We start from the raw sequence: 24,114 nt of genomic DNA, 5'->3' as shown, positions 1-24,114 counted from the left end.
CTGTCAGCCCTTCACCGCTTGGAGCAGGAATTCGCGGTTACCGTCGCCGCCGGTGATCGGGCTTTCCTGCCAATGCCGTATCGCCAAGTTCTGCTCGGCACAGCAGGCGCGGATCGCGGTTTCCACATCGTCGAAGCGCCGGGGGTCGGTGACGATGCCGCGTGCATTGACGCCACCCGGCCCGACCTCGAACTGAGGTTTGACCAGGCTCAGCAGCTCGCCGCCCGGACGCAGCAGGGCGGCAAGCTGCGGCAGGATCAGTCTCTGGGAGATGAAGGAGACATCCATCACCGCCAGATCGGGGGCCGTGACGCCGAGGCCAGTGAGCGCCTCGCGCAGGCGGGGGTCGCTGGCCATGGCGCGGGCGTTGATCCCTTCCAGGCAGGTCACGCGAGGATCGGCGCGCAGGTCGGTGTCCAACTGGTCATGGCCCACTTCGATGCCTATCACATGGCGTGCACCGTAGGCCAGGGCGCAATCGGTGAAACCGCCGGTGGACTGGCCCACGTCGAGTACCAGCCTGCCTTCGAGCGTCATTCCCAGGGCTTCGATCAGTGCCTCCAATTTCAAGCCCGCGCGTGAGACATAGCGCTCCTCGGCATCCTCGGAAACTACTAGATGTGTCTCCTCGGGCAGCTTCTCGCCCGGCTTGCGCAGCACCCGCCCGGTCTCCGCCAGGCTCACCCGACCATGGCGGATGAGCCGCTGTGCCCGCGTGCGCGAACGGACCAGGCCTTGGTGAACGAGCAGTTGATCGAGGCGGGGCATGGCATGTCTCCGGCGGCCAAAAACAAGGCGTGCATTATGGCATACTGATTTCGTTAGCCGGTTAACAGAAGGGAGCCGAGTGGACCGTAGCGAAAGAACGGCGCTGGCCAAGTCGCTGGCGATCGGGGTAGTGGGTGGGCTTGTGTTCCAGCTCATTGGCATGCCGCTGGCCTGGATGCTGGGGCCGCTGACGGCAAATTTGGTAGTGTCCGCCCGAGGCGTCGACGTGCGCATTCCCGAGCCGTTGCGAGAGGTCTTCCTCGGCGTGCTCGGCCTGGTGTTGGGAAGCCAGGTGACGCCGCAGCTGGCTGAACGCGTATTGGACTGGCCGCTCTCAGCCGCGTTGCTGCTGCTCGGGGTGGCCGCCTCGACGGCGGCGGCAGCGGCTTGGTACCGGCGTTGCGGCTTCGATTCGGTGAGCGCCTGGTTCGCGTCGGCACCCGGCGCCATGACGGCGATGATTCTGATGGGCGAGACGTGCGGCGGCGACCCGCGGCGCATTGCCATCGCTCAGTCGCTGCGAGTGGTGCTGGTGGTACTGATCTTGCCGCCGCTGTTCTGGTTCTACGAGGGCGCCAGCGGTGCCGAGGTGGCTGCTGCCGTGGACGGCGAGCTTACTTCCTCCTGGATGCTGTTGGCATTACCGCTGCTTTTCCCAGTGGGGCGCTGGCTGCGGTTGCCCACGCCGACGCTGCTGACGCCGCTGCTCTTCGCGGGGGTGCTCTCCGGCCTCGACATCGCCAGCCTCAGCCTGCCGGATGTGGGCATGAACCTGATGCTGTGGGTGCTGGGCTGTGCCATCGGATCACGCTTTCGCGGGCTCTCCTCGGCGCGTCTGGGGCGCTACCTGTTCGAAGCCTTCGTTGCGACCCTGGTGGCGCTGGCGGTGCTGGCCGGCTTTGCTGAGCTGATTCACCGCTGGGTCGACGTGCCGCGTGACGTGGCCCTGCTGGCGCTGGCGCCCGGCGGAATCGGCGAAATGGCGATCTTGGCCGTGGCGCTGGACCTCGACCCGGTGTTCGTGGCCTTTCACCATCTGCTGCGTATGGTGGCGCTCATGTTGTTCGCCCCGTTCTGGGCACGCTGGCTGTCAAGTCGCCTCGATCAGTAATCCTGCGGTCGCGGGCCGGCATCGGCCTGCAAATCCGCCGAGGGAATGCGATTGGCGCCCCAGCTTCGGTGGATGTACTGCGTCACCCGGTCGAGCTCCTCCTGGCGGATCTGGGCCAGTTCGCCGCGTTCCAGCGGATCGTAATGGAAGATGTAGAGACGCGAGGCGAACTGCTCGAAGGGCAACGAGGCCTCGCCGAAGCGCTCGCCGTTGCCGGCGGTACTGACGCGCACGCCATCGCCCCAGTCCTGGCCGCTGTCATTATTCGGGTTGTAGAAGTAGACCCGCATCACATCCGCCGGATCCAGCGACACTCGCAGGACGGTGATGGCGTGCCAGCCGATGAACCGCGCTGCGCTGTCGGTCACGGCGATACCGGCCGGCTGCGGGTGGATGAGCGGCTGGTTGCCGTTGTAATAGGGGTGGTAGCTGGCGTAGAAGTGGCGCAGGAAGGCATCCAGATCGTGCAACTGACCGGTGGCGACGTCGACATTGATGCGAAAGCCCCGGCCCGACCACCAGCCGTGGAATTCCGGATTGACCCAGCGGTGCGGATCGCCGTCGCGATCGGCGCAGCGCCGTCCCATCTCGGCATAGATACGGTCGAGATGCGGCACCACGATCAGGGAAACCGGGTCGAGATCCATGGGCAGGTTCTGGGCCACGCCGCTTAGGCTCTCCATCGAGGAGATGGCCTGCCCTTCGAAGTGCATGACGATCTCATCGTCGCGGGCTGCCCAGGCCACCATCTGCAGCAGGTAGTCGGGGTCATTGTAGGCCCACATCGAGAGCGCCCTTGCTGACTGGCAGGTCGGGTTGTTGCCCTGGCCTACTCCCAGTGGCAGGCCGAGCATGCAGAGAACCCCTTCCAGCAGGCGAGCCCGAGGAGAGACGGCCTCCCCCAGAGCCAGGTTGAGCCGTGCCTGGGACCACTCCGATAGCGTCAGCCCCAGTTGTCGCCACAGTGCGGGTGCCACGGGAGGCTGATAGAGAATGCCGCGCTCCAGTGTCAGCGAAAGGCCATAGACGGCTTGCGGCGTGGCAGGGTGCACTGCGCCACGTATCAGGGCGACCACCAGCTCCCGGTAGCACATCAGGCAGTCGCGCCCGGTCGAGGAGAGGCCCAGCGCCTCGGCAAGCAGATGATCGTTATGCTCGATGAGATGTCGCAGCAGCACCGGGTGGTAGGGCGATACCAGCCCGGTGTCGTGCATGGCACGGGCGAAGCCGGTGGCCTCGCCCTGCAGGGCGGCATTGTCCATGCTCGCGAGTCGTTCACGGTAGACCTCGAGCCCCGGATCCTCCCGGCTGGCCTGTGACGGTCCGTAGAGAGAGCTCACCAGGCGATCGGCCCCCTGGCCGCTGGTGCCCAGGTCGATATCGGGATCGGCCTGGCAGATGGCGATCTGGGTGATCATCTGCTTGACCGAGTCTACCTGAATGGGGCGCTGCTGGAGGATGCGCCAGATCTCTTCGATGAGCTTGTCGATGATATGCTCATAGCCGATACGCGCGGCCAGGTGTTGAAAGAGGTGGCGGGGAATCTGTGCCATTCGGCCCTGGGTTTCCCGCTCTGCCTCACTGGGCGCGCTGAACAGCAGCCACAGGTTGAGCGCCATCACCTGGGTCAGGTAGTGGTGGGCCTGCTCGGCAGAAACCAGAGGGTGCGGATAGTCCCCCTTGGCCACCGCCAGCAGGCGCAGCTCGCTTAGCGCCTCGATCACCACCGTAGCGGCGTCGGGGCTCTTCAGCGAGTGGGTAGTAAGGTTGGGCAGCAGGTACTGCGGCGTTGCCCAGTCCGAGCCGAGAAACACGCCTGCTTCCTCCAGTGCCTTGGCACGGCTCTCCAAGGCTGCGGCCCCGCTGGGCTGGAGCAGCACGCGGCGCGCTGTGTCGAGCACACGGGAGATCTTGCCCGGCTTGGCGAAGTCGCGCGCCTCGCCGAGCAGGGCGGTCGCCTCGTCGAGGTTCGCCAGCAAGCCCCGCAGTTTGTCATCACCCGCCGGAGACTGGCTGGCGTCTTGCGTGTGCCGGTTCGTGGTCACGCCGACTCCTTGCTTTCAGACTGTCGTCTCCATGACGCCTTGCTCAGACGTAGAAATCAAGCTCTTCCTGGTGCTTGAGAAGGTCCCGCAGCTTGTGCGGGTCGTCTCCCTTGAAGTAGACCAGACCCCAGTGGGTACCGAAGGCGGTGCGCTTGGTAACCGTCTCCTCCATCGGCGGCGTGAGTTCGTGAGACTCGAAATAGGGGTCGTCCTCGACCTCTTCGGGGATCTCCAGGCGGCTGACCACGCGGCGACGGGGGTAGACGCCGAAACAGCCGGCGTAGCACTTGGCATCCTCCACCTCCCTGGGGAAGAAGGCCTTGACCTCCTCGGCGGTACTCTTGGGATCGAATACCAGCATGCTGGCCTGATAGGCATTGAAGCCGTACACCCTCTCGAGCAACTCGAACACCTTGAAGCCGGGCGGGCGATAAGCAACCTCGCCAAAGTACATCTCGCCGTCGCTGGTGACGAAGTACTCCGGGTGGATCAGACCGAACTCGATGTCGAACGCCTTGATCAGCTTCTTGATCTGCGCTTCGATCTGGGGCCGATACTGTTCGAGCTCCGGGGAGGCGGGCACGAACACCGAATACCCCAGGGTGACGTACTCCGAGATATTGAGGAAGGCGATCTTGCCGTCGTGGATCCACGCTTCGACGGCGAACTCCCAGCCGTCCAGGTGGGACTCCATCAGCACCGGGAACTCCTCGTCGGGAATGGTATCGACCTCGTCGGGGGTACGAATTACCCGATGGCCCAGGCAGCCGGCCTTGTCGAACGCCTTGAGGTGGATCGGGTCGTTGGGGTCGCCGTCGAGCTTGAGCAGGGTCTGGTTGACTCGCTTGAGAAAGCGAATCACATCGCCTTTGTCGTGGGCCTCCTCGAAGATGCCTACCCGGATGCCGCCAAGCTGGGCGCGACGCTTCATCAGCGCCTTGTCACGTAGCAGCAGCGACTGCCCATAGAGGCGCGGGCTGTCGAGCAGCACCGAGTTGATGGCTCCAGCCCACTCGACGGTTTCCTCGAACAGAGGAATCGCCACGTTCACCCCTTTCTCCTTCAGCGTTTCGGCGATTTCCATGGAGCGATCGTTGAGCCGTTCGAAATTCCAGGGAATATAAGGAATGTCATGCTTCTGGCAGTATTCTTCCGCCCACTCCGGGGCGACCACCAAATAGCGGCGATCGAAGTTCTCGGCGGCCTCGATGGCATTGAGGCTCCAGCCGAGCAATGCGATGTAGCCCTTGTCGGGGTTCTTGTCCATGTGGCACCTCCTTGGGGTAAGACGTGTCTCCTCGTACTCCAGGTCTTACCCTAACCCTAGCCGATTTGTCGCGGCTCAACAGGGCGGCAGTCGCCTCTTGCTGCCTAACCGTGCCGCTGGTATAGTGCACGCGCACTCGGCAAGCCATTGATGCAGCACCGAGTTCGAAGCTGATGGCTTCGTGTCGTGGTGGCCTCGTCGGTCCTCCCGCAACGCTAAACCGCAAACCCCGCCAGGCCCGGAAGGGAGCAACGGTAGTGGTGGCCGCGTGTGCCGGGATGTGGCTGTCGGGGCCGCCTCCATTTCTGCCCTGGCATTTCTCCTCCTCTCCTTCTTGCCGCGACTCCGCGACTCCAGCGATACGGCACCTTCCTTCTGACCTTTTGACCCCCATCGTCGAGATCGGCCCGCATGGCATTGCAGGTTTTTCATCCTGCCGTCGCGGGGGTGCTTGTCGGCAGCCGCGTTTGCCTTCGTTTGTTAGACCTTGGTCGATATCGACTTAAGTGTTAATATGCAGCGCAGCAAAATTCTTGGGGAGACGCTGACATGCAGATCGACACCACGCCCAATGCTGATATCCAGCGCAGCCTGCGTCAGTGTTTGTCGAGCGCTGCCTTTCTGCTCTACCAGCAGGGCCACGTGCTGGAAACCATCTCCATTCCCTTCCGTGGACTCGACAGCCGTGCGCTGCGCCAGCTGCGCGAAGCTTCTCAGGAGTGGCGTGCCTGTCAACGCGTGCTGGAGAGCAGTGAGGCCGCCGTGTATAACGAGCAGGGCCGCTTCGTGCTGACTGCCATGGGGCGCGAGTTGCTGTTCGACATGTTCGGCGAAGGGGCTGCCGACTGCGCATGAGTCCGCGGTAGTGGGCAGGACGAGAGAGGAGGCCATCGGCCTCCTCTCTGCGTTAGTGCCGCTGGGAAGGATCCAGAAGGGCCGAACGTTGCCTAGGAGGGCATTTGGGCCGACGCCTGGTTTCCCAGGTGCTTGCGCAGGAAATGGCAGGTGCGCTCCTGATCGGGGTTGGTGAACAAGCGATCGGGTGTATTCTCCTCCACCACGACGCCCCCATCCATGAACATGGCCCAGTCGGAGACGTCCCGGGCGAAGGCCATTTCGTGGGTCACGATGAGCATGGTCATGTGTTCTTCGGCGAGCCCTTTCATGACCTGGTTCACCTCTTCCACCAGTTCGGGATCGAGGGCCGACGTCGCCTCGTCGAACAGCATCACCTTGGGGCGCATGGCCAGGGCGCGAGCGATGGCGACGCGCTGCTTCTGCCCGCCCGAGAGTGAGTTGGGGTAGGCCGAGGGCTTGTCCGCCAGGCCGACCCGCTCCAGCAGTTCCAGGCCCAGGTCCCGCGCGCTTCTGGCATCCATGCCTTTCAGCTTTCTCGGCGCCAGCGTCACGTTCTCCAGCGTCGAGAGGTGGGGAAACAGATTGAAGTGCTGAAACACCATGCCCATGTTCTGACGAATATGGTTGATGTGTCGCTCGTAGGCCAGGCCCTTCAGATCCGGCCGATTGACCTGTACGCCGTCGAGCAGAATGCTGCCTTCATCGATCTCCTCCAGATTGTTGATCGAGCGCAGTAGGGTGCTCTTGCCCGATCCCGACGGGCCGATGATGGAGACGATCTTGCCGCGTTCCACCTTGAGATCGATTCCCTTGAGTACTTCCAGGTCGCCGAATCGCTTCTTGACCCCTTTGAGCTCCACCATGGGAGTGTCTGTCGTTGCTGTTGTCATGTCAGGTCCTCGTTGGGGAAGGGCTGGATATCAACGGCGTGCAGCGGCACGGCGCTCTACCCATGACTGGCCGCTTTCCATCAAGATATTGATGAAGTAATAGATCACCGCGATCGTGATATAGAACTCGAAGGGTCGGAAAGTCACGCTGATGGCATACTGCGACAGGTAGACCAGTTCGGCGATACCGATGGCGGAGAGCACGGAGATGTCCTTGACCATGATGATCATGTTGTTGCCAAGCTGGGGAATGGCGCGATAGAACGCCTGCGGCAGGATTATGTGGAAGAGCGTGGCGACATGGCCGAAGCCCAGAGAGCGCGACGCTTCATATTGGCCTTTCGAAACCGACTTGATGGTGGCAAGAAAAATATCGGCATTGTAGGCCATGTAGTGAAAGCCGAGCCCCAGAACGCCGACCGCTACCGCAGGAATCAATACCCACTGCCCAAGGCCGAAATAAAGGAAGTAAAGCTGCAGCAGCAGCGGTGTGGTCATGAAGAGCCAGATGAAGAAGCGCAGCGGCCAGTTGACGGCCTTGCGCGTGTATAGCGTGATCACCGCCACGATCTGTCCCCCGATGATCGACAGGAGGGCGACGACCAGGCCAATCAGCAGCGTGGCGCCCACGCCTTTGATCAGCGTCGGGAAATAAGTAATGACGGGAGCGAAGTTGAATTCCATGAGAACTTACCTTGGTGATGCCATGGCCCGGAGGCGCTACAGATAGGTGTAACGCGTGGCGCGACGGTAGAGAAACTCGACGAGGCCCATGACCGCGTAGATGATGACGATGTACATCAGGGCACTCAACGTGAATACCTCCAACGGCTTGTACGTGGAGCCGATCAGGCGCTGGGCCTGGTAGGTCAGCTCGACCACCGAGATGATGGATACCAGCGAAGAGTTCTTGACCAGGATGATGGCCAGTACGCCGATGGAGCGGATCATCAGGCCCGCTGACTGGGGCAGGATGATATGCTGCAGCGTGGCGAAGCGACCGAACCCCAGCGAGCGTGAGGCCTCGTTCTGGCCGCTGTCGACCGATTCGATGGCGCCGCGAATGGCTTCGCTCATGTAAGCGCCGATATTGAAGGCACCGACCACCACGCCACAGGTGAAAGGATCCAGGCGCAGACCGATCGCGGGCCCGCCGTAGAAGACCAGCAGCAGCTGTACGAAATAGGGGGTGCCGCGCACCACGCTGACATAGGCGCGAGCAAGCGACCGAATCGGGAAAAAGCGTGAGCTGCGCATTGCAACCAGGGCGGAGGCGATGAAGAAACCGAAGAACAGGCCTCGTGCCGATATATCGATGGTTATCCAGGCCGCCTTTATCAGCAGCGGCGTGATTTCCATCATCAGATTGATGTCCATGAGCTCCATTTGCCCTATTGTTGTGATCCGGAAAGGCTAGGACCGGCAGGGTTTTCTACCCTGCCGGTTCGGGTCGGCTCAGTCGAATTCGACCCCTTCGCCGATCCACTTGTCGACGATCTCCTGGTAGGTGCCATCCGCCTTGATCTCGGCCAGTGCCGAGTTGAGTGCTTCCTTGAGCTCCGGCTTGTTTTTCTGGATGGCGATGGCGGCAGGCCAGCTGGGTAGTTCGCCCACATCGACCTGCTTGATAGCGAGATCCTGTTCGTTGAGCGCTACATAGACGGGAATGTCATCAGCGATCATGACGTCGATTCGCCCCGTGGTGAGCGCATTGAGCATATCGGGCAAGCCCTGGAAGGTTTGATTGCGCCATTTGCCGTCGCCGTTCTCGGTGGCCCACTGATTGCCCGTCTCGCCGAGAGTGGAACCGACCGTCTTGCCTTCGAAATCATCAATGCTGCTGACGTCATCGGTGCTCTCCTGAACCCATACGGAAAGCCCCGAGCTGTAATAGCTATCGGTAAAATCGACCGCCTGCTTGCGCTCCTCCGTGACGCTCATGCTGCAGATGCATGCATCGAAACGACCGCCGGCCAGGGCGGCAACGATGCCATTCCAGGGCGAGGTCTGGATGTTCACCTCGACCCCCATCCTGTCGGCGAGTGCTTCGGCGATATCCACGTCGAAACCGACCAGATTGCCTTCGGTATCCACGTAGCTGAAGGGGGGATAGGCGCCAGAGTTGGCAACCTGGAAGACATCATCCTGAATCTCGGATAAGTCCCGTGCTTGGGCCGTGAGGCTTACCAATGAGAGGGCACCGAGAAATGCCATGGCGCCGATAAACGAACGGTGGACAGGTTTGTTGTGGTTTGTCATGTCGATTCCTGCTGTGTATGGATGAGTATTCGTGGTTTTTGCGACACGCGACGTGTCGTGACATGCCTCGATACTGCTTCGCATCATCGGAGCAAGTCGGCTCTGGTTGCCTTATCACCTCCCAATCTATCTTTAAATCTTTATATTCGACTGTAGCAAAGCGATGCCCAAAGCGTCATGAACGCTCTATGACGAGGGCGATCCCCTGGCCGCCACCAATGCAGGCCGTGGCGCAGCCGTAGCGGCCGTCGCGCTGGTCGAGAACGCGTGCCAGGGTGCCGGCCAAACGCACGCCGGTGGCGCCCAACGGATGACCCAACGCCAGGGCGCCGCCCCAGACGTTGACCTTGGCGGGATCGAGCCTGAGCGTGCGCATGGCATGTAGCGGCACGGCGGCAAATGCCTCATTGATCTCCCAGGCATCGATCTGCTCCGGGCGCAGACCGGTCTGGAGTAGCGCTCGCTCTGCTGCCGCGGCTGCCCCGGCGCCCATGGACTCGGGGGGCACGCCCACATCGGCGAAGGCCACGATGCGCGCCAGCGGCTTGGCGCCATGGCGCTCGACGGCAGCTTTCGACATCAGCAGCGTGGCGGCGGCACCCGAGGTCAGCGGCGAGCTGTTGCCGGCGGTGACCCGGCCGCCCTCGACAAACACCGGATCGAGCCCGGCGAGCCTTTCCAGGCTGGTGTCTGGGCGGATGTTGGTGTCCCGGTCGATAGCCTCCCCGGCGGGGTTGGCCAGCGCCAGGCGTTCGCCTTCGAAGCGGTTTTCGGCCTCGGCACGGGCGGCGCGGCGGTGCGACTCGAGGGCGAAGGCGTCCATCTCCATACGTGCGATGCCGGCCGCCTGGGCCAGGCGCTCGGCGGTGATGCCCATGTTCAGCGCCACGCCGAGTTCGAGCCAGGGAGCATTCTGCAAGGCATCGGGGCTGGTCAGTACGCCTTCCTTGAACAGCGCGGGCCCCATCGGTACGCGGGTCATGTTCTCGAAGCCGCCGGCAATGGCGGTTTCCATGGCGCCGGCCTGGATCTCGCGGGCGACGCTGCGCAGGGCGGCCAGCCCCGAACCGCACTGCTGGTCGATCTGGCGGCTGGCACACGCGCGGCCATGTGGGCCGAGCCGCTGTGACAGCCACAGCGGATAGCGTCCGCCGAAGCTCCACTGCTCCTTGACCGGCAGCGCACAACCGATGCTGAGATCCTCCACCGCTTGCGGATCGAGGTCGCTGCGCTCAAGCAGGGCGTCGATCACCTGGGCGAGCAAGGCGTCGCCGCGGGTCTCGGCCCAGCCGTCCACCTCCGGCTTGCGCGGGTGGGCGCGGGTGAAGGCGCTGCGGGCATAGTCGACGAGATACACTTCCTTCATGAGCGAGCTCCCGCGGCGTTGGCTAGCTCCGCCCAGCGATGGATGAACAGCGCGTAGGTGGTCAGCACGTGACGGATCGAGTCGATCTCCACGCACTCGTCCACGCCGTGGATGCGCTGGGCGACCGGCCCGTAGCAGGTACCGTTGATCTCGCCGCTGACATGGAAGGCGCGCAGGTCGGTGGTGCAGGTGGAGAGATAGGTGGCCGGCGGTTCGCCGATCAGGTCCTGATGACAGCGCGAGAGCAGGGCGATGCCCGGTGCCTCCAGGTCGACCAGATGGCCCTCGGAGCGGAAGCCATGGAACTCCACCCGCGGTTCGGGGCTGCCGTCGGCAAGCTCGGCGTGGCGTGCCGCGATACAGCGGCGCACGCGATCCATCACCTCGTCTGGCTTCATGCCCGGCGGGAAGCCGACGCGGCCTTCGAGGATGGCATGAGCGGGAACGCTGGAGGCCCAGTTGCCCCCCTCGATCTTGCCGATGCTGAGGTTGAAGGGGCTGTCGATAGTGTCGTAGGGGGCCTGGCGCGGCAGGCCGTTGATCTCTGCCTCCAGCGCCTTGAACGCCGGCAGGTATTCGACCAGGGTCTCGATGGCGTTGCGTCCGGCACGGGTGTCGAGCACGTGGGCAGGCACCCCGTCGAGGCGCATGCGAAACCACAGCACACCGACCTGGCCAGCGTAGATTCGGGAGCCGAAGGGCTCGGGAATCAACACGAAGTCACCGCTGTAGCCCTGGTGCAGGCAGGCCAGGGCGCCGTTACCGGTGCACTCCTCTTCGATCACCGTCTGCAGGGTCAGCGGGAAATCGATGCTCACGCCGGCTTGGCGCACCGCCTGCACGGCCAGGGTCATGGCGGCGATGCCGGCCTTCATGTCGCCGGCGCCACGCCCGTAGAGCCAACCGTCCTTTTCCCATGGCTCCCACGGCGGGCGGGTCCACATGTCGGTGGGTTCGGCCGGCACCACGTCGAGGTGGCCGTTGAACACCAGGTGCGGTCCTGGGGCGTCGGCATTGAGCCGGGCCACCAGGTTGTAGCGCCCCGCGCAGTCCCACTCGACGGGGGCGCGATGTGGGTGGTCGGCGAATCCGGGGGCATCCAGAGCTACCCGGGTGGCCGGCAGATCGAGGCGCTCGAACCAGCGCTCCATGGCCTCGAGCGCGCCGTGCTCCTCGCCCAGCACGCTGTAGCCGCGCACCAGATCACGGGTCAGCGCCAAGGTGTCATCCATCAGCGCTTCGCAGCGCTCGACGATACGCTGCTCGATGGTGCTCAGCATCAGAACCTCCCCAGTCGATTCTCATCGACAATCAGTTCGGCCTCGGTGGCCTCGCGCAGCTCGGCCACGCTCAAACCCTCGGCAATATCCACTACGGTCAGCCCCTCGGGGGTGACATCCATCACTGCCTTGTCGGTAACGATGCGCGACACGCAGCGCTCGGCGGTGAGCGGTAGGCGGCAGCGCTCGAGTATCTTGGGGTTGCCGTGCTTGTCGTTGTGCGAGCAGAGGATCACTAGCCGCCTGACCTTCTGGGCCAGCTCCATGGCGCCGCCGATGCCCGGCGAGAACTTGCCGGGGATCTTCCAGTTGGCGAGGTTGCCCAGCTCGTCCACTTCGAAGGCACCCATGAAGGTGACGTCCACCCGACTACGGCGGATCATGGCGAAGGACATGGCGCTGTCGAATACGCTGGCGCCGGGCCGGGTGGCAATGTAGGCGCCGCCGGAGTCGATCATGTCCCAGTCCGGCACCTCGCCTGCGGCGCGTGGGCGACAGCCCAGCACGCCGTTCTCGGAGTGCACCAGCACTTCCAACTCGTCGGGCAGGTAGTGGAACAGCTGCGTGGGCAGGCCGATGCCGAGATTGACGATCTGCCCAGGGATCACCTCGCGGGCGGCGCGGGCGAGCATGCGTTGCTGATCAGCTGACATGGGCGCGTCTCCCCTGATCGCTGGTTTCGCGAGCGACCTCCACCACCTGGCTGATGAAGGCGCAGGGGGTATGGATCGCCTCGAGGTCCAGGCTGCCGGGTTCGTCGACCCGGTAGGCCTGGGCGATGACGGTGTCGGCGGCCATCGCCATCAGCGGGTTGAAATTACTGGCGGTGGCGCGGTAAACCAAGTTGCCGTAGCGGTCGGCGCGCTCGGCGTGGACCAGGGCGAAATCGGCATAGAGCGCCGGCTCGATCCCCCAGCGTTGCCCGTCCAGCTCGATCTCGCGGCGACCGGCGGCGATCTCGGTGCCCTGGCCGATGTCAGTGAGAAAGCCATGATGGCCGGCGCCGGCGCTGCGGATCTTCTCGGCCAGTATCCCCTGTGGAAAGAGGGTGACCTCGAGCTCGCCTCGGTTCATCGCGGCGATGGCGTCGCGGTTGAGGCCGATGTGCGAGGTGATCAGGCGGCGCACGCGGCCAGCCTCGATCAGCTTGCCGATGCCGATGCCCGGTTCGTTGGCGTCGTTCTTGATCAGGGTGAGGTCGCGCTGGCCCTGGGCCAGCAGCTCGTCTATCAGGGCGAAGGGCGTGCCCGGCGAGCCGAAGCCGCCGACCATGATCGAGGCGCCGTCGGGAATGGCGGCGACGGCCTCGTCGATGGCGCGATATCTGTGGGTGAGTAGCGTCATGCTGACAGCCTTGGGTCGTGATTCGAGAAGACGCTCAGCGGGCGGCGTCGCTCATGGAGTTCGTGTGTGCCGGACGGCGGTTGAGCTCGGCGTCGAAGCGACACATGGCGCGTTCGAGCCGAGCCAGTAGCTCGGCGGTGTCGGCAGCGTCGATGGTCAGCGGCGGGGTCACCAGAAAGTGGTCGCCGGCCACGCCGTTCAGTGTGCGTCGCGGATAGATCAGCAGTCCCTCTTCCTTGGCCAGCGCCGTGATGCGAGCGAAGCGGTTCTGTTCGGCGGGGAAGGGGGTCTTCGTCATGGCATCGGCGACCAGTTCCACGCCCCACAGCAGCCCCAGGCCGCGTACGTCGCCCACCCAGGGGAAGCGGGCCTTGAGCGACAGCAAGCCCTTCTTCAGCTCGTGACCGCGGGCCGCCACGTTGTCGAGCATGCGTTCGCGCTGCATGGCCTCGATTACGGCCAACCCAGTGGCGCAGGCCAGCGGGTTGCCTGCATAGGTATGGCCGTGCTGGAAGCCGCCCGAAGCCATCACCGTGTCGACGATGTCGGCGCGGGCAAGCATTGCCCCTACCGGGTAGTAGCCGGCACCAAGCCCCTTGGCGGTCGCCAACAGGTCCGGCGTCACGCCGTAGTGCTGGTAGGCGAACCAGGCACCGGTACGGCCGATGCCGGTCAGCACTTCATCGAGGATCAACAGGCAGCCGAACTCGTCGCATAGCGCGCGAATGCCCTCCAGGTATTGCCGGTCGAGCAAACGTGCGCCGGTACTGGCACCGCCCACTGGCTCGAGCACGAAGGCGATTATCGTCTCGGGGCCGGCGGCCTCGATGATGGTGCGTGTCTCTTCCAGCACGCTTACCACATGGCAGGCATCGTCGACGTCGCCATGACGATAGAAGTCGGGGCCAGGTACCTTGAGCGAGCCGTGGACGATATCGGCGAAGGGGGCCTCCAGCGGCTCGTAGCCGGTCACGCCCAGCGCCCCCAGGGTGCTGCCGTGGTAGGAGGGGCGCAGCGAGACGAAGCGTCGACGCTGGGGCTCGTCCCTGGCGACGAAATACTGCCGCGCCAGTTTGAGCGCCGATTCCACCGCCTCCGAGCCGCTGGAGACGAAGAACACCTTCTCCAGTTGGCCATGGGTGAGACTAACCAGCGTCTCGGCCAGGGCAACGGCAGGGGCACTCTCGAACTGGGTGCGGTAGGTGAAGGCGACCCGGTCGAACTGGGCCAGCATGGCGTCGCGGATATCGCTGCGGCCATGGCCCAGGTTGCAGGCGATGGCGCCGGAACAGCCATCCAGGTACTGCTTGCCGCTGTCATCCCACAGGTAGACGCCTTGGGCGTGGCTGACTTCGGGCAGGGCAGGGCCTGCCTGGTAGAAGAGCGGAGATGGGCTCATGCAAACGTCCGGTTGTCGTTATGTGTTCGTGAACGGTTGTCAGCAGTCTACGTAGCAAACGAAAGGTATTTCAATATATGATCTTTTTACCGGTTTTGATGAGTTTTAATCATGGATGACGTTAACATTCACTCTCTCAAGGCTCTGGCGATCTTCAAGACGCTGTTCGAGGCCGGCACCGCGTCCCAGGCGGCACGTACCTTGGGCATCACCCAGTCGGGAGTCAGTCGATCACTGGCGCAGCTTGAGGAAAACCTGGGTATCCAGCTGTTTTTACGCGAAAAGAATCGTCTGGTGGCGACACCCGAGGCGCGCGAACTCTACGACGAGATCCTGCGCCTGATGGGCAATATCGAGGAACTGCGTCACAGCGTACTGGCGCTCAAGGAGTTCGGCACCTCACGGCTGCGCATCGCCGCGGTAGCCGGACTCTCGTTCGGGTTCGTGCCGCGGCTGGTGGCGGCGCTGCTGGAGGAGAACCGGCAGTTCAGCGTCAGCCTCGACATGATGTCGAGTCATGAGGTGCAGCTCGCCGTCGAGTCGAGCCATGCCGACATCGGCTTCGTCACCCTGCCGATTACCTCGCGGGTGCTGCGGGTGGAGCCCTGGTTCACCACCGAGGCGCTGTGTCTGATGCCGCAAGAGCATCCGCTGGCGGCGCAACGGCGCGTCGAGGTGCATGACTTGCGTGACCAGCATCTGGTCATCAGCAACCAGCCAAGCATCAGCACCAACCCGCTGCTGGAACTGGCCAGCCAGCACCGCGTGCGGATCGCCGGCAAGACGGAGGCCAACATCGGCACCATCACGGCATTGGTGGCCAACCATGTAGGCATCACAGTGATGAATCCCATCACCGCCCGCGATCAGCTCGCCGCCCGCGACGGCGTCGCGATGCGCCCCTTTGCGCCGGCCATGACCTTCAGCTTCGGCCTTGTCTACCGCAATGACTGGAAGCAGGCCAAGGTGCTCGACTTCCTGCGCCGGCAAGGCAGGAGGCTGCTGGCGACCTACCCGGCGGTAGCGCTTGACGAGGCGCTGAACAGTGAGCCATAGCGTGCCCTGACGTGCCGCCATCAGGAACTCGGCGGCGGGTGGCCCCGGTGCGGGGCGCGCGGTGAGTGGCGAACTTTGCGCCGTTGGCCACAGCCGGTAGAATGAGGCTTTTCGCGTTCGGCTCGTCTACCGGACTTTCGCCGGGGCGAATCAGGCCCTGCTCCGACCGGCTGCCCGCCAGCCCCGCTGCAAGGAATTCGTGCTGCAATGAGCTATCAGGTTCTGGCCCGCAAGTGGCGGCCGCGTACGTTCCACGAACTGGTCGGCCAGGAGCATGTCCAGCGTGCGCTGGTGAATGCCCTGGACCAGGGGCGTCTGCACCACGCCTATCTGTTTACCGGCACACGCGGCGTCGGCAAGACCACGCTGGCGAGAATACTCGCCAAGTGCCTCAACTGTACTGCCAAGGGCCACGGCGACGACGGCATCACCTCCACGCCCTGCGGCGAGTGCGACAGCTGCCGAGCCATCGACGAGGGGCGCTTCGTCGACCTGATCGAGGTCGACGCGGCTTCGCGCACCAAGGTCGAAGACACCCGCGAACTGCTCGACAACGTGCAGTATGCGCCTACCCAGGGGCGCTACAAGGTGTACCTCATCGACGAGGTGCACATGCTCTCCACCAGCAGCTTCAACGCCCTGCTCAAGACGCTGGAAGAACCGCCGCCCCACGTCAAGTTCCTGCTCGCCACCACCGATCCACAGAAGCTGCCGGCTACGGTGCTGTCGCGCTGCTTGCAGTTCACGCTGAAGAACATGCCCCCCGAGCGCATCGTCACCCACCTGGCCAAGGTGCTCGAGGCCGAGGGCATCGACTGCGAGGAGAGCGCACTGTGGCTGCTGGGGCGGGCCGCCGACGGCTCCATGCGCGACGCCATGAGCCTGACCGACCAGGCCATCGCCTTCGGCCAGGGTCAGGTGCGCCATGCCGACGTCGCTGTCATGCTCGGTACGCTGGATCATCGCCACGTGCTGGCACTGGTCGAGGCGCTGGCCGATGTCGACGCGCCCCGGTTGCTGGCCGAGGTCGCTCAGCTCGCCGAGCAGGGGCCGGACTTCGCCGCGGTGCTCGACGATATGAGCGCCGTGCTGCATCGGCTGGCGGTGGCGCAGATGGTGCCGGAGGCGGTGGACAACGGCCATGGCGATCGCGAGACAATCCTGGCGCTGGCCTCGCGCTTCACTGCCGAAGACGTGCAGCTCTATTACCAGATCGGTATCCAGGGGCGTGGCGACATGGCTCATGCCCCGGATTTGCGCACGGCGCTGGAAATGACCCTGCTGCGGATGCTGGCCTTCCGCCCCCAGGGCGTGCCCCAGCCGGCGAAGACGCCGTTACCGTTGCGCGGTGCCGGCAGTGGCAACACGCCCGCCGCACCCGCAAGCGGGGCGGAAGACCCACCGGCCGATGCTCGAAGCGCCGGCAATCCTGCCGCTGCCTCATCGAATCAACCACCTTCGGAGCCTGGGCCGCCGGCCGAGCCGGCTCCAGCAGAGCACGCGGTGGAGCCCGGCGCCGAGGCCGAAGGCATGCCCGAGCCACCCCCGCCATGGGAGGAGCCGGCCGGTGAGGCAGTGACTCCGTCACCGGACGCCCCCGCCTCTGCCCCCGCCCCTGTCCAGGCCGGGCCCGCGCCGAGTGCTCCCGTGGGCCTTCCTTCGCAAGAGCACGCCACGCCGATGGCGGCCCCCGAACCGGCCTCGACGCCGCCATACGCTACCCAACAGGGAATGGCGCCCGAGGCGGATGAAAGTGACACTGCCGTACTCGAAGCCCCGGAGCCTGCCGTTGAAGTGCCGCCCGTCGAGGCGTCGATCGCCGTAGAGCCTGAACCGCAGGCCACTGTCGCCAGCGACGCGTTGCTGGATCATGATCATTGGCTGGACTGCTTTGACTCCCTAGGCCTGGGGGGACTGACACGCAACCTTGCTGCTCACTGTGTGGTCGAAGCCGATGACGGCCGTCGACTGACGCTGCGTCTGGACCCGTCGCAGGAGGCCATGAACGCCGAGATCCACGTGCGTCGCGTACAGGAAGCGCTGGCCGGCATCGGTATTGCGCGGCAGCTCGTCATCGAGGCCGGGGAGCTACCGGAGCAAGTGGAAACGCCCCGACAGCGTGCCGACCGGATCGCCGCCGAGCGGCACGCCGAGGCGGTGGCCGCCCTGCAGCGTGACCCGCATGTCAGGCAACTGCAGGATACGTTCGGTGCGCGTTTGATCGAATCGACCGTCAAGCCGGCGGAAGCGGCGCCAAGGGCCTGACACCCGCGGTTTCATTTTGCCAAGCGAGAGGAACGACCATGATGAAAGGTGGAATGGGCAACCTGATGAAGCAGGCCCAGGAAATGCAGCAGAAGATGCAGCGCATTCAGGAGGAAGTTGCCAAGGCCGAGGTGACCGGCGAGGCCGGTGCCGGCATGATCAAGGTAACCATGAACGGGCGCCACGACGTGAGCAAGGTCGATATCGACCCCAGCGTCATGGAGGAGGACAAGGAGCTGCTCGAGGACCTGCTGGCCGCAGCCGTCAACGATGCCGTGCGCAAGGTCGAGGCCAGCTCGCGAGAGAAGATGGAGGAGGCCACGGCGGGGTTGAATCTTCCGCCCGGCTTCAAGATGCCCTTCTGATGAGCTTTTCCCCCCTCGTCGAGAGGTTGATGGAGTCGCTGCGGGTGCTGCCGGGGGTAGGCCCGAAAACCGCGCAGCGCATGGCGATGCATCTGCTCGAGCGCGACCGCGATGGTGGGCGCCGTCTCGCCGGCGTGCTCGAGCAGGCCATCGAGCAGGTGGGCTATTGCCAGCGTTGCCGCACCCTCACCGAGGAGGAGATCTGCAACCTGTGCACCAGTGCCCGGCGCGACGATACCCTGCTGTGTGTGGTAGAGTCGCCGGCCGATCAACTGGCCATCGAGGAGGCGGGAGGCTATCGTGGCCGCTACTTCGTGCTTCATGGTCATCTCTCGCCACTGGATGGCATCGGCCCCGAAGACATCGGGCTCGATCAGCTCGAGGCGCGCATCGTCGAGGGTGGCGTCAGCGAGGTGATCCTGGCCACCAACCCCACGGTTGAGGGAGAGGCCACGGCGCACTATATCGCCACCCAGCTCATGCCTCACGGTGTCACGCTCTCGCGGCTGGCCTACGGCGTGCCCATGGGAGGTGAGCTCGAGTACGTCGATGGCGGCACCCTCAGCCGTGCCTTCAATGGACGCCTGCCGTTTCGTGGCGACTGACCTCCCTTCACTGTTTAACCCCGGCTGGACGAACGCATGACGCTGACCCCCGAGATACGCTGGATCGATACGCCCGAAGCGCTGGATGCCGCTTGCGCCGAGGTGGCCCAGGCCGAGGTGATCGCGCTGGATACCGAGTTCTTTCGCGAGAAGACCTTTCACCCGGTGCCAGCGTTGATCCAGTTCTCGGTCGGAGGGCCGGCCTGGCTGATCGATCCCCTGGTCGTCGAGTGCACCGACGCCTTTCGTCTACTGCTGAGCCAGGGGCCGTTGAAACTCCTGCACGCCAGCAGCGAAGACCTGGAGGTGCTGGCGCACTGGGCCGGTGTCACGGTGGCCCCTCTGGTCGATACCCAGATCGCACAGGCCCTGCTAGGGGAGGACCCGGCCATGGGCTACCAGCGCCTGGTACAGCACTGGACCGGCGAGACGCTGCCCAAGGATGAGACCCGTTCCGACTGGTTGCAGCGTCCGCTGAGCGAGGCCCAGTGCCTCTATGCGGCTCTCGATGTGGTGTTCCTGCTCAAGGTCTGGGAGCGCCAACGTGAGGCGCTGGAGCGGCAGGGGCGGCGCGAATGGCTGGAGGCCGACTGCCGCGATCTGCTGGCGCAAGCGCTGCGTAGCGATGAGTCGGACGGCCAGTGGTATCGCCGTCATCGTCAGCTATGGCGGCTTGCGCCGCGTCAGATCGAAGCGTATCGGCTGCTGACCACCTGGCGCGAGGGGGAGGCCCGGCGACGCAACCTGCCACGGGGTTGGCTGGTCAGCGACCGGGTGCTTTACGGCATCGCCGAGCGTATGCCCGATAATCGCTATCAGCTCGCCGAAGTCGACGACATCAAGCCGAGCCAGATCAAGCGCGATGGCGATACGCTGCTGGCATTAGTGAAGCAGGCGCGACAGTGTGAGATAGATGCGTTGCCGCCCGCGCCGCCATCTCCGCTGGGGGCGGATTACAAGCGTCGCATGAAGGCCCTCAAACGGGTTGTTAACGAGCATGCCGAGAGGTTGGGAGTGGCGCCGGAAGTGTTGATGCGCCGCCGCGACCTCGAGGCCTTGATTGCGGCCGACCTGGCTGCCGAGCCGTTGCCCCTGCCCGAGGGCTGGCGTGGCGAATGCCTGGCGGCCCCGCTGGCACGAGCACTTGACGAGGTGAAGGCCGAATGACGGATGACCGCATGCGAGGCGACAAGCTGCTGTGCGAGATCTACAAGAGTTCGCGCAAGGAAGAGATGTACCTCTACGTGGATAAGCGCCGGGGGCTGGCTGAAGTGCCCGAGGCGCTGATTGAGCGCTTCGGCAGACCGATATCGGCCATGACCCTGATCCTGACGCCGGAGAAAATCCTGGCACGGGCCAAGGCGAGCGATGTCATGGCAGCGATTCGTGACAAGGGGTTTTATCTACAGATGCCTCCGGTCAAGGATGAGTACCTGCTCGATCTGTACCGGACCCCCACGGAATCCCGCTACTGACATGCGTGAACGTTTCTGGGAGCGCTTCGACCTCGAGGAACTCACCGCCGAGGAGTGGGAGGCACTGTGTGACGGCTGCGGCCAGTGTTGCCTGCTCAAGTTCCAGGACGATGACAGCGGCGAGCTTGCCGTGCTTGGCGTAGCCTGTGAACTACTCGACATCCATAGCTGCCGCTGCAGCGACTACCCGAACCGGCAGGCACGCGTTCCCGACTGTGCCCGGCTTACGCCGCAGCGTGTCGAGGAGTTTCGCTGGCTGCCAAAGTCCTGTGCCTACCGCCGCATCGCCGAGGGGCGCCGCCTTGCCGGCTGGCATCCCCTGATTTCAGGGGATGCCGAGCGGGTACACCGCAAGGGCATCAGTGTGCGCAGCTTCGCCATTTCCCAGCGGGACGTACCCGAGGAAGCGCTGGAAGATCATATCATTGCCATACTGCCGATTGACGGCTGATCCCTCCAAGGCGTGAGCGGGCCTGGTACCGCCCGTGCCGGATTCTCACCCACTCGCTTGCCTATGGGCACTACCCAATTGCTACGGCATTTTCACGCAAGTTGCTGATGGTCATTTCACCCTTTCCCCATGATGCTGAGTGTTGCTCTCTGTAATTTTATGTTTCCGATAAGAGGGCAATGCGAATGACCTGGCTTGCCTGGGCAAGCTGATGGGAGGGGATCATGAAACGGATATGGATGACGACGGCAGGCGTGGCGCTTGGCGTCATGACGACGAATGCCCTGGCCCAGTCGCCGGTCTGGAGCGAACCGCTCAGCGATGAGGTCATGGCCGAGCGCTGGCATTCGCTCTTCAACGAAGGGGTCGTATTGAGCGACGAGGAGCTGGAGGAATTGCTGCTATGGCTGCCGCCGCCCGGGGCAGGGGGGTTGGGGGCTGGTTTGGACGGTTCCGTGGGAGGTGAGGGGGGCCTGGTACGCACGGACACTTCACCACCCGGCGACAACGGAATCGGCGACAACGGCGGCGGTGACAACGGCGGCGGCGACAACGGCGGCGGCGACAACGGCGGCGGTGACAGCGGCGGCGGCGACAATGGCGGCGGCGACAACGGCGGCGGCGACAACGGCGGCGGTGACAGCGGCGGCGGTGACAACGGCGGTGGCGACAGCGGCGGCGGCGACAACGGCGGCGGCGACAACGGCGGCGGTGACAGCGGCGGCGGCGACAACGGCGGCGGCGACAACGGTGGCGGCGACAACGGCGGCGGCGACAACGGCGGCGGTTCCGGCGGCGGTGACAATGGCGGCTCCGGCGGTGGCGGCTTCGGCGGCACGGGTAATGGCGGTGGAGAAGGTGGCGGTAGCGGCGGCTCCGGTGGCGGCGGCTCCGGTGGGGGCGGCAGCGGTGGCTCCGGTGGAGGTGGCAGCGGCGGCTCCGGCGGTGGTAGCGATGGTGGCGCCGGCGGTGGCAGTGGTGGTGGCTCCGGCGGTGGTAGCGATGGTGGCGCCGGCGGTGGCAGTGGTGGTGGTGCCGGCGGCGGCAGTGGGGGTGGTGCCGGTGGAGGCGGTGCCTGATACTGTCTCTTCTAGAACGAGACCCGGCTCTGGCCGGGTCTTTGCTATCCAGCGTTCAGGGTTCCTTGTCGGCGAGCCCCAGCGCCCAGAGGATGAAGGCGTCCTGGCGCGCATTGTCGTGCCACGCCTTGAACCGACCCGAGGCGCCACCGTGTCCGGCGGCCATGTCGGTGCGCAGCAGTATCGGGCCGCGAGCCGTTCCCATCTCGGTTAGCCGGGCATAGAGTTTGGCAGGCTCCCAGTAGGGTACCCGGGAGTCATGCCAACTGCCTTGGAGGAAAAGCGCTGGGTAGGGCTGGGGTGAGAGATTGTCCAGCGGGGAGTAGGCCCGGATGCGTTTTCGTGCGTCCGCTTCGTCGGGGTTGCCCCATTCGGTGTATTCGGCGGTGGTCAACGGCAGGTCGGGGTTCTCCATGGTGCGCAAGACATCCACGAAAGGCACGTCGAGCACGGCGGCACAGAAGGCCTCGGGGGCGAGGTTGAGGCTGGCGCCGACTAGCAGCCCTCCGGCGCTGGCACCATAGGCGGCAATGCGCTCGCCGTCGCTGAACCCCTTTTCTACCAAGGCATTGCGTGCGGCAAGGAAGTCGCGAAAACTGTTCTCCTTGTGTTCGAGCTTGCCGGCCAGGTACCAGGGTTCGCCGCGGTCGCCGCCGCCCCGGACATGGGCAACGGCAAAGGCGACCCCACGGGCAAGCAGCTCGAGCCTGGCGACCGAGAACCAAGGATCCAGTACTTCCCCGTAGGCACCATAGCCATAGAGCAGGGTGGGCAAGGGGTGGCCGGCCAAGTCGGCACGCATTACCACCGACACCGGTATCCGCTCGCCATCATGAGCGCGTGCCCAGATGCGCTCATTGCAAAGATCCGCCGGTTGCAGGTTGCCGTGTATCGGCTGAGATTTCAGGACCAGGCGTTCGTCGTTGTCGAGGTCGTGCTCGAGCCAGCGTACCGGCATGACGAAGGATTCCTCACGCAGGCGTAGTCGGCGGCTGTCGAAGTGCGGTACGTCACCGAGCATCACGCTGCAAGGGGACTCCGGCAGCGGCAGGCGCTCGTCGCGCCGTGCATCGTGGTGAGCGTCGAATTCGATGATGCGAATACGGACCTGGGCCTCGTCGTGGTCACGCTCGGTAATGGCCAGTCCCCACTCGAAGGCCTCGACGTCTTCGAGAGTGGTGTCGTGGCGATGATCGATCAGCGGCTGCCAGGGGGTGAGGTCGCCTTCCTCGGCGACGTCCAGGCGAAAGTGCGGAGCATTGCGATTGTGCAGGATGTAGAAATGCCCAGGACGGTGCTCCAGCCCGTACTCGACCCCTTTTTCGCGTGGCCGGAAGCAGCGCGGCGCTTGCTGCGGCACCAGCGCCGGGAGCAGGTGGCATTCGCTGGTATCCTTCGACGCGCTCTCCAGAACCAGCCACTGGCGCGAACGGGTCTTGCCCAACCCGAGCCAGAATTCGGGGTCGTCCTCGCGCAGCACCAATGAAGGCTCGCCGATCTGACCTTCGCCAAGCGGCAGGCGCCAGATGCTGTCGGGGCGCTGCGTGGCATCATAGCGGGTGTACAGCAGGGTCGTGTTGTCCTCGGCCCAAGTCAGTTCCGGACCGATCTCTTCCAGTACCAGACGTGGCTCACCGTGGGGCAACGCCTTGAGATAAAGTGAAAAACGTTCATCGCCACTGGTATCTTCGGTCCAGGCCAGCCAACGTTCGTCGGGCGACAGTGCCATGTCGCCCAGTTCCAGATAGTGATGCTCGGCCGTTGCACGTGCCTGCAGGTCGAGAAAGATGCTGGCCTCCTCCGGGCTGCCATTGGGGTGGCGCCACCACACTGGGTAATCGGCATCGGCTGCCGTCTCGCTCCAGTAGGTATAGTGGTCGAGCGCGGTACGCAACCCGTGGACTGCCAGTTCGCGGCGTGCCAGGTGACCGTGATAGAGCCGTTCGACCAGGCTCTCGAGAGGCGACATCCAGGCCTGGGACTCCTCGTTGGTGGCTTCTAGAAAGGCCTGGACGCGTGCATCGTCACGCTCTTCCAGCCAGTGCCACTCGGGATCCTCGCCGCGGCGGAAACGTTCGACCGGAGAGGGGGGGGGCGCGGTGCGGGGCGCAGTGGCAGGCGTACGATGTGGCGGCTGTGCTTTCATTGGGGCCCGTGTACCATACTCAAGGTGACTTTCCATCCTGTACGATCCGTCAAAGGACGGTCCGTGACGCGAAATATGAGGTATC

23 protein-coding genes and 1 other RNA gene are annotated in these 24,114 nt (G+C 64.5%); 11 read left to right on the top strand and 13 right to left on the bottom strand.

Annotated features, from left to right (window positions below; translation table 11 throughout):
- Window positions 1-3 precede the first annotated feature (3 nt).
- A complete protein-coding gene (locus KPL81_RS14095; RefSeq protein WP_219792739.1) occupies window positions 4-768 on the bottom strand; it encodes a TlyA family RNA methyltransferase in 765 nt (254 codons plus the stop codon).
- 79 nt (window positions 769-847) lie between these two features.
- Between KPL81_RS14095 and KPL81_RS14090 the strand changes: the two genes are divergently transcribed.
- Window positions 848-1,879: an AbrB family transcriptional regulator gene (locus KPL81_RS14090; RefSeq protein ID WP_338035628.1), complete on the top strand. Its 1,032-nt coding sequence runs from the start codon at window positions 848-850 to the stop codon at window positions 1,877-1,879.
- Here KPL81_RS14090 and KPL81_RS14085 read toward each other — a convergent pair.
- Both KPL81_RS14085 and KPL81_RS14080 read right to left on the bottom strand, forming a co-directional pair.
- On the bottom strand, window positions 1,873-3,924 hold the full coding sequence (locus KPL81_RS14085) for a transporter permease (protein ID WP_219792737.1): 2,052 nt from the start codon (window positions 3,922-3,924) through the stop codon (window positions 1,873-1,875). The two genes, KPL81_RS14090 and KPL81_RS14085, sit on opposite strands and share 7 nt — an antisense overlap.
- A gap of 43 nt (window positions 3,925-3,967) precedes the next feature.
- Window positions 3,968-5,191, bottom strand: a complete 1,224-nt coding sequence (locus KPL81_RS14080) for an ATP-grasp domain-containing protein (RefSeq protein WP_219792736.1) — start codon at window positions 5,189-5,191, stop codon at window positions 3,968-3,970.
- Window positions 5,192-5,387: 196 nt separating this feature from the next.
- On the opposite strand from KPL81_RS14080, the gene ffs reads away from it, so the two are divergent.
- Together ffs and KPL81_RS14070 are read left to right on the top strand one after the other, a co-directional pair.
- Window positions 5,388-5,484: signal recognition particle sRNA small type (ffs, locus tag KPL81_RS14075), an RNA gene on the top strand.
- Between the two features lie 256 nt (window positions 5,485-5,740).
- The gene (locus tag KPL81_RS14070) at window positions 5,741-6,046 is read left to right on the top strand and encodes a hypothetical protein (RefSeq protein ID WP_209477592.1); all 306 of its coding nucleotides are present in this window, start codon (window positions 5,741-5,743) and stop codon (window positions 6,044-6,046) included.
- Window positions 6,047-6,138: 92 nt separating this feature from the next.
- On the opposite strand, the gene KPL81_RS14065 is transcribed toward KPL81_RS14070, so the two are convergent.
- The 9 genes from KPL81_RS14065 to KPL81_RS14025 form a co-directional block, all read right to left on the bottom strand.
- Window positions 6,139-6,939, bottom strand: a complete 801-nt coding sequence (locus KPL81_RS14065) for an ATP-binding cassette domain-containing protein (protein ID WP_338035627.1) — start codon at window positions 6,937-6,939, stop codon at window positions 6,139-6,141.
- Between the two features lie 30 nt (window positions 6,940-6,969).
- Window positions 6,970-7,623 (bottom strand): amino acid ABC transporter permease, encoded by a 654-nt coding sequence (locus tag KPL81_RS14060; protein WP_219792735.1) that lies wholly within the window; start codon window positions 7,621-7,623, stop codon window positions 6,970-6,972.
- A 36-nt stretch (window positions 7,624-7,659) separates the two neighbouring features.
- Window positions 7,660-8,316 carry an amino acid ABC transporter permease gene (locus tag KPL81_RS14055; protein ID WP_209477596.1) on the bottom strand — a complete coding sequence of 219 codons (657 nt, stop codon included), beginning with the start codon at window positions 8,314-8,316 and terminating at the stop codon, window positions 7,660-7,662.
- Window positions 8,317-8,394: 78 nt separating this feature from the next.
- On the bottom strand, window positions 8,395-9,285 hold the full coding sequence (locus KPL81_RS14050; protein WP_240549289.1) for a transporter substrate-binding domain-containing protein: 891 nt from the start codon (window positions 9,283-9,285) through the stop codon (window positions 8,395-8,397).
- 88 nt (window positions 9,286-9,373) lie between these two features.
- Complete coding sequence (locus KPL81_RS14045) at window positions 9,374-10,564, bottom strand: acetyl-CoA C-acyltransferase (RefSeq protein ID WP_219792734.1); 1,191 nt, start codon at window positions 10,562-10,564, stop codon at window positions 9,374-9,376.
- Window positions 10,561-11,844 carry an ArgE/DapE family deacylase gene (locus tag KPL81_RS14040; protein WP_219792733.1) on the bottom strand — a complete coding sequence of 428 codons (1,284 nt, stop codon included), beginning with the start codon at window positions 11,842-11,844 and terminating at the stop codon, window positions 10,561-10,563. Before KPL81_RS14040 ends, KPL81_RS14045 begins: the two co-directional genes overlap by 4 nt.
- Entirely contained in the window at window positions 11,844-12,497 is a 654-nt protein-coding gene (locus tag KPL81_RS14035; RefSeq protein ID WP_219792732.1) for a 3-oxoacid CoA-transferase subunit B, read from the bottom strand. Before KPL81_RS14035 ends, KPL81_RS14040 begins: the two co-directional genes overlap by 1 nt.
- Entirely contained in the window at window positions 12,487-13,188 is a 702-nt protein-coding gene (locus KPL81_RS14030) for a CoA transferase subunit A (RefSeq protein ID WP_219792731.1), read from the bottom strand. Before KPL81_RS14030 ends, KPL81_RS14035 begins: the two co-directional genes overlap by 11 nt.
- 34 nt (window positions 13,189-13,222) lie before the next feature.
- A complete protein-coding gene (locus tag KPL81_RS14025) occupies window positions 13,223-14,587 on the bottom strand; it encodes an aminotransferase family protein (RefSeq protein ID WP_219792730.1) in 1,365 nt (454 codons plus the stop codon).
- Between the two features lie 111 nt (window positions 14,588-14,698).
- Between KPL81_RS14025 and KPL81_RS14020 the strand changes: the two genes are divergently transcribed.
- From KPL81_RS14020 to KPL81_RS13985, 8 genes are all read left to right on the top strand, one after another.
- On the top strand, window positions 14,699-15,643 hold the full coding sequence (locus KPL81_RS14020) for a LysR family transcriptional regulator (protein ID WP_219792729.1): 945 nt from the start codon (window positions 14,699-14,701) through the stop codon (window positions 15,641-15,643).
- Between the two features lie 207 nt (window positions 15,644-15,850).
- Window positions 15,851-17,908, top strand: coding sequence for a DNA polymerase III subunit gamma/tau (dnaX, locus tag KPL81_RS14015; RefSeq protein ID WP_219792728.1), 2,058 nt, complete (start codon window positions 15,851-15,853; stop codon window positions 17,906-17,908).
- A gap of 38 nt (window positions 17,909-17,946) precedes the next feature.
- Window positions 17,947-18,273, top strand: coding sequence for a YbaB/EbfC family nucleoid-associated protein (locus tag KPL81_RS14010; RefSeq protein WP_219792727.1), 327 nt, complete (start codon window positions 17,947-17,949; stop codon window positions 18,271-18,273).
- Window positions 18,273-18,878, top strand: coding sequence for a recombination mediator RecR (recR, locus tag KPL81_RS14005; protein ID WP_219792726.1), 606 nt, complete (start codon window positions 18,273-18,275; stop codon window positions 18,876-18,878). The genes KPL81_RS14010 and recR overlap by 1 nt, the downstream gene beginning before the upstream one ends.
- Before the next feature lie 36 nt (window positions 18,879-18,914).
- The gene (gene rnd, locus KPL81_RS14000; protein WP_219792725.1) at window positions 18,915-20,045 is read left to right on the top strand and encodes a ribonuclease D; all 1,131 of its coding nucleotides are present in this window, start codon (window positions 18,915-18,917) and stop codon (window positions 20,043-20,045) included.
- Window positions 20,042-20,353 carry a YcgL domain-containing protein gene (locus KPL81_RS13995; RefSeq protein WP_219792724.1) on the top strand — a complete coding sequence of 104 codons (312 nt, stop codon included), beginning with the start codon at window positions 20,042-20,044 and terminating at the stop codon, window positions 20,351-20,353. The genes rnd and KPL81_RS13995 overlap by 4 nt, the downstream gene beginning before the upstream one ends.
- A gap of 1 nt (window position 20,354) precedes the next feature.
- Complete coding sequence (locus tag KPL81_RS13990; RefSeq protein WP_219792723.1) at window positions 20,355-20,804, top strand: YcgN family cysteine cluster protein; 450 nt, start codon at window positions 20,355-20,357, stop codon at window positions 20,802-20,804.
- Window positions 20,805-21,028: 224 nt separating this feature from the next.
- Window positions 21,029-21,883 (top strand): hypothetical protein, encoded by an 855-nt coding sequence (locus KPL81_RS13985; protein ID WP_219792722.1) that lies wholly within the window; start codon window positions 21,029-21,031, stop codon window positions 21,881-21,883.
- Window positions 21,884-21,938: 55 nt separating this feature from the next.
- Here the strand turns inward: KPL81_RS13985 and KPL81_RS13980 are convergent, their stop codons facing one another.
- Entirely contained in the window at window positions 21,939-24,029 is a 2,091-nt protein-coding gene (locus tag KPL81_RS13980) for a S9 family peptidase (RefSeq protein WP_219792721.1), read from the bottom strand.
- Window positions 24,030-24,114 lie beyond the last annotated feature (85 nt).

The organism is Billgrantia antri, from assembly GCF_019430905.1.
Classification (GTDB): domain Bacteria; phylum Pseudomonadota; class Gammaproteobacteria; order Pseudomonadales; family Halomonadaceae; genus Halomonas; species Halomonas antri.
The sequence above is the reverse complement of the archived record's forward strand: the minus strand, read 5'-3'. Positions and strand labels throughout refer to the sequence as shown.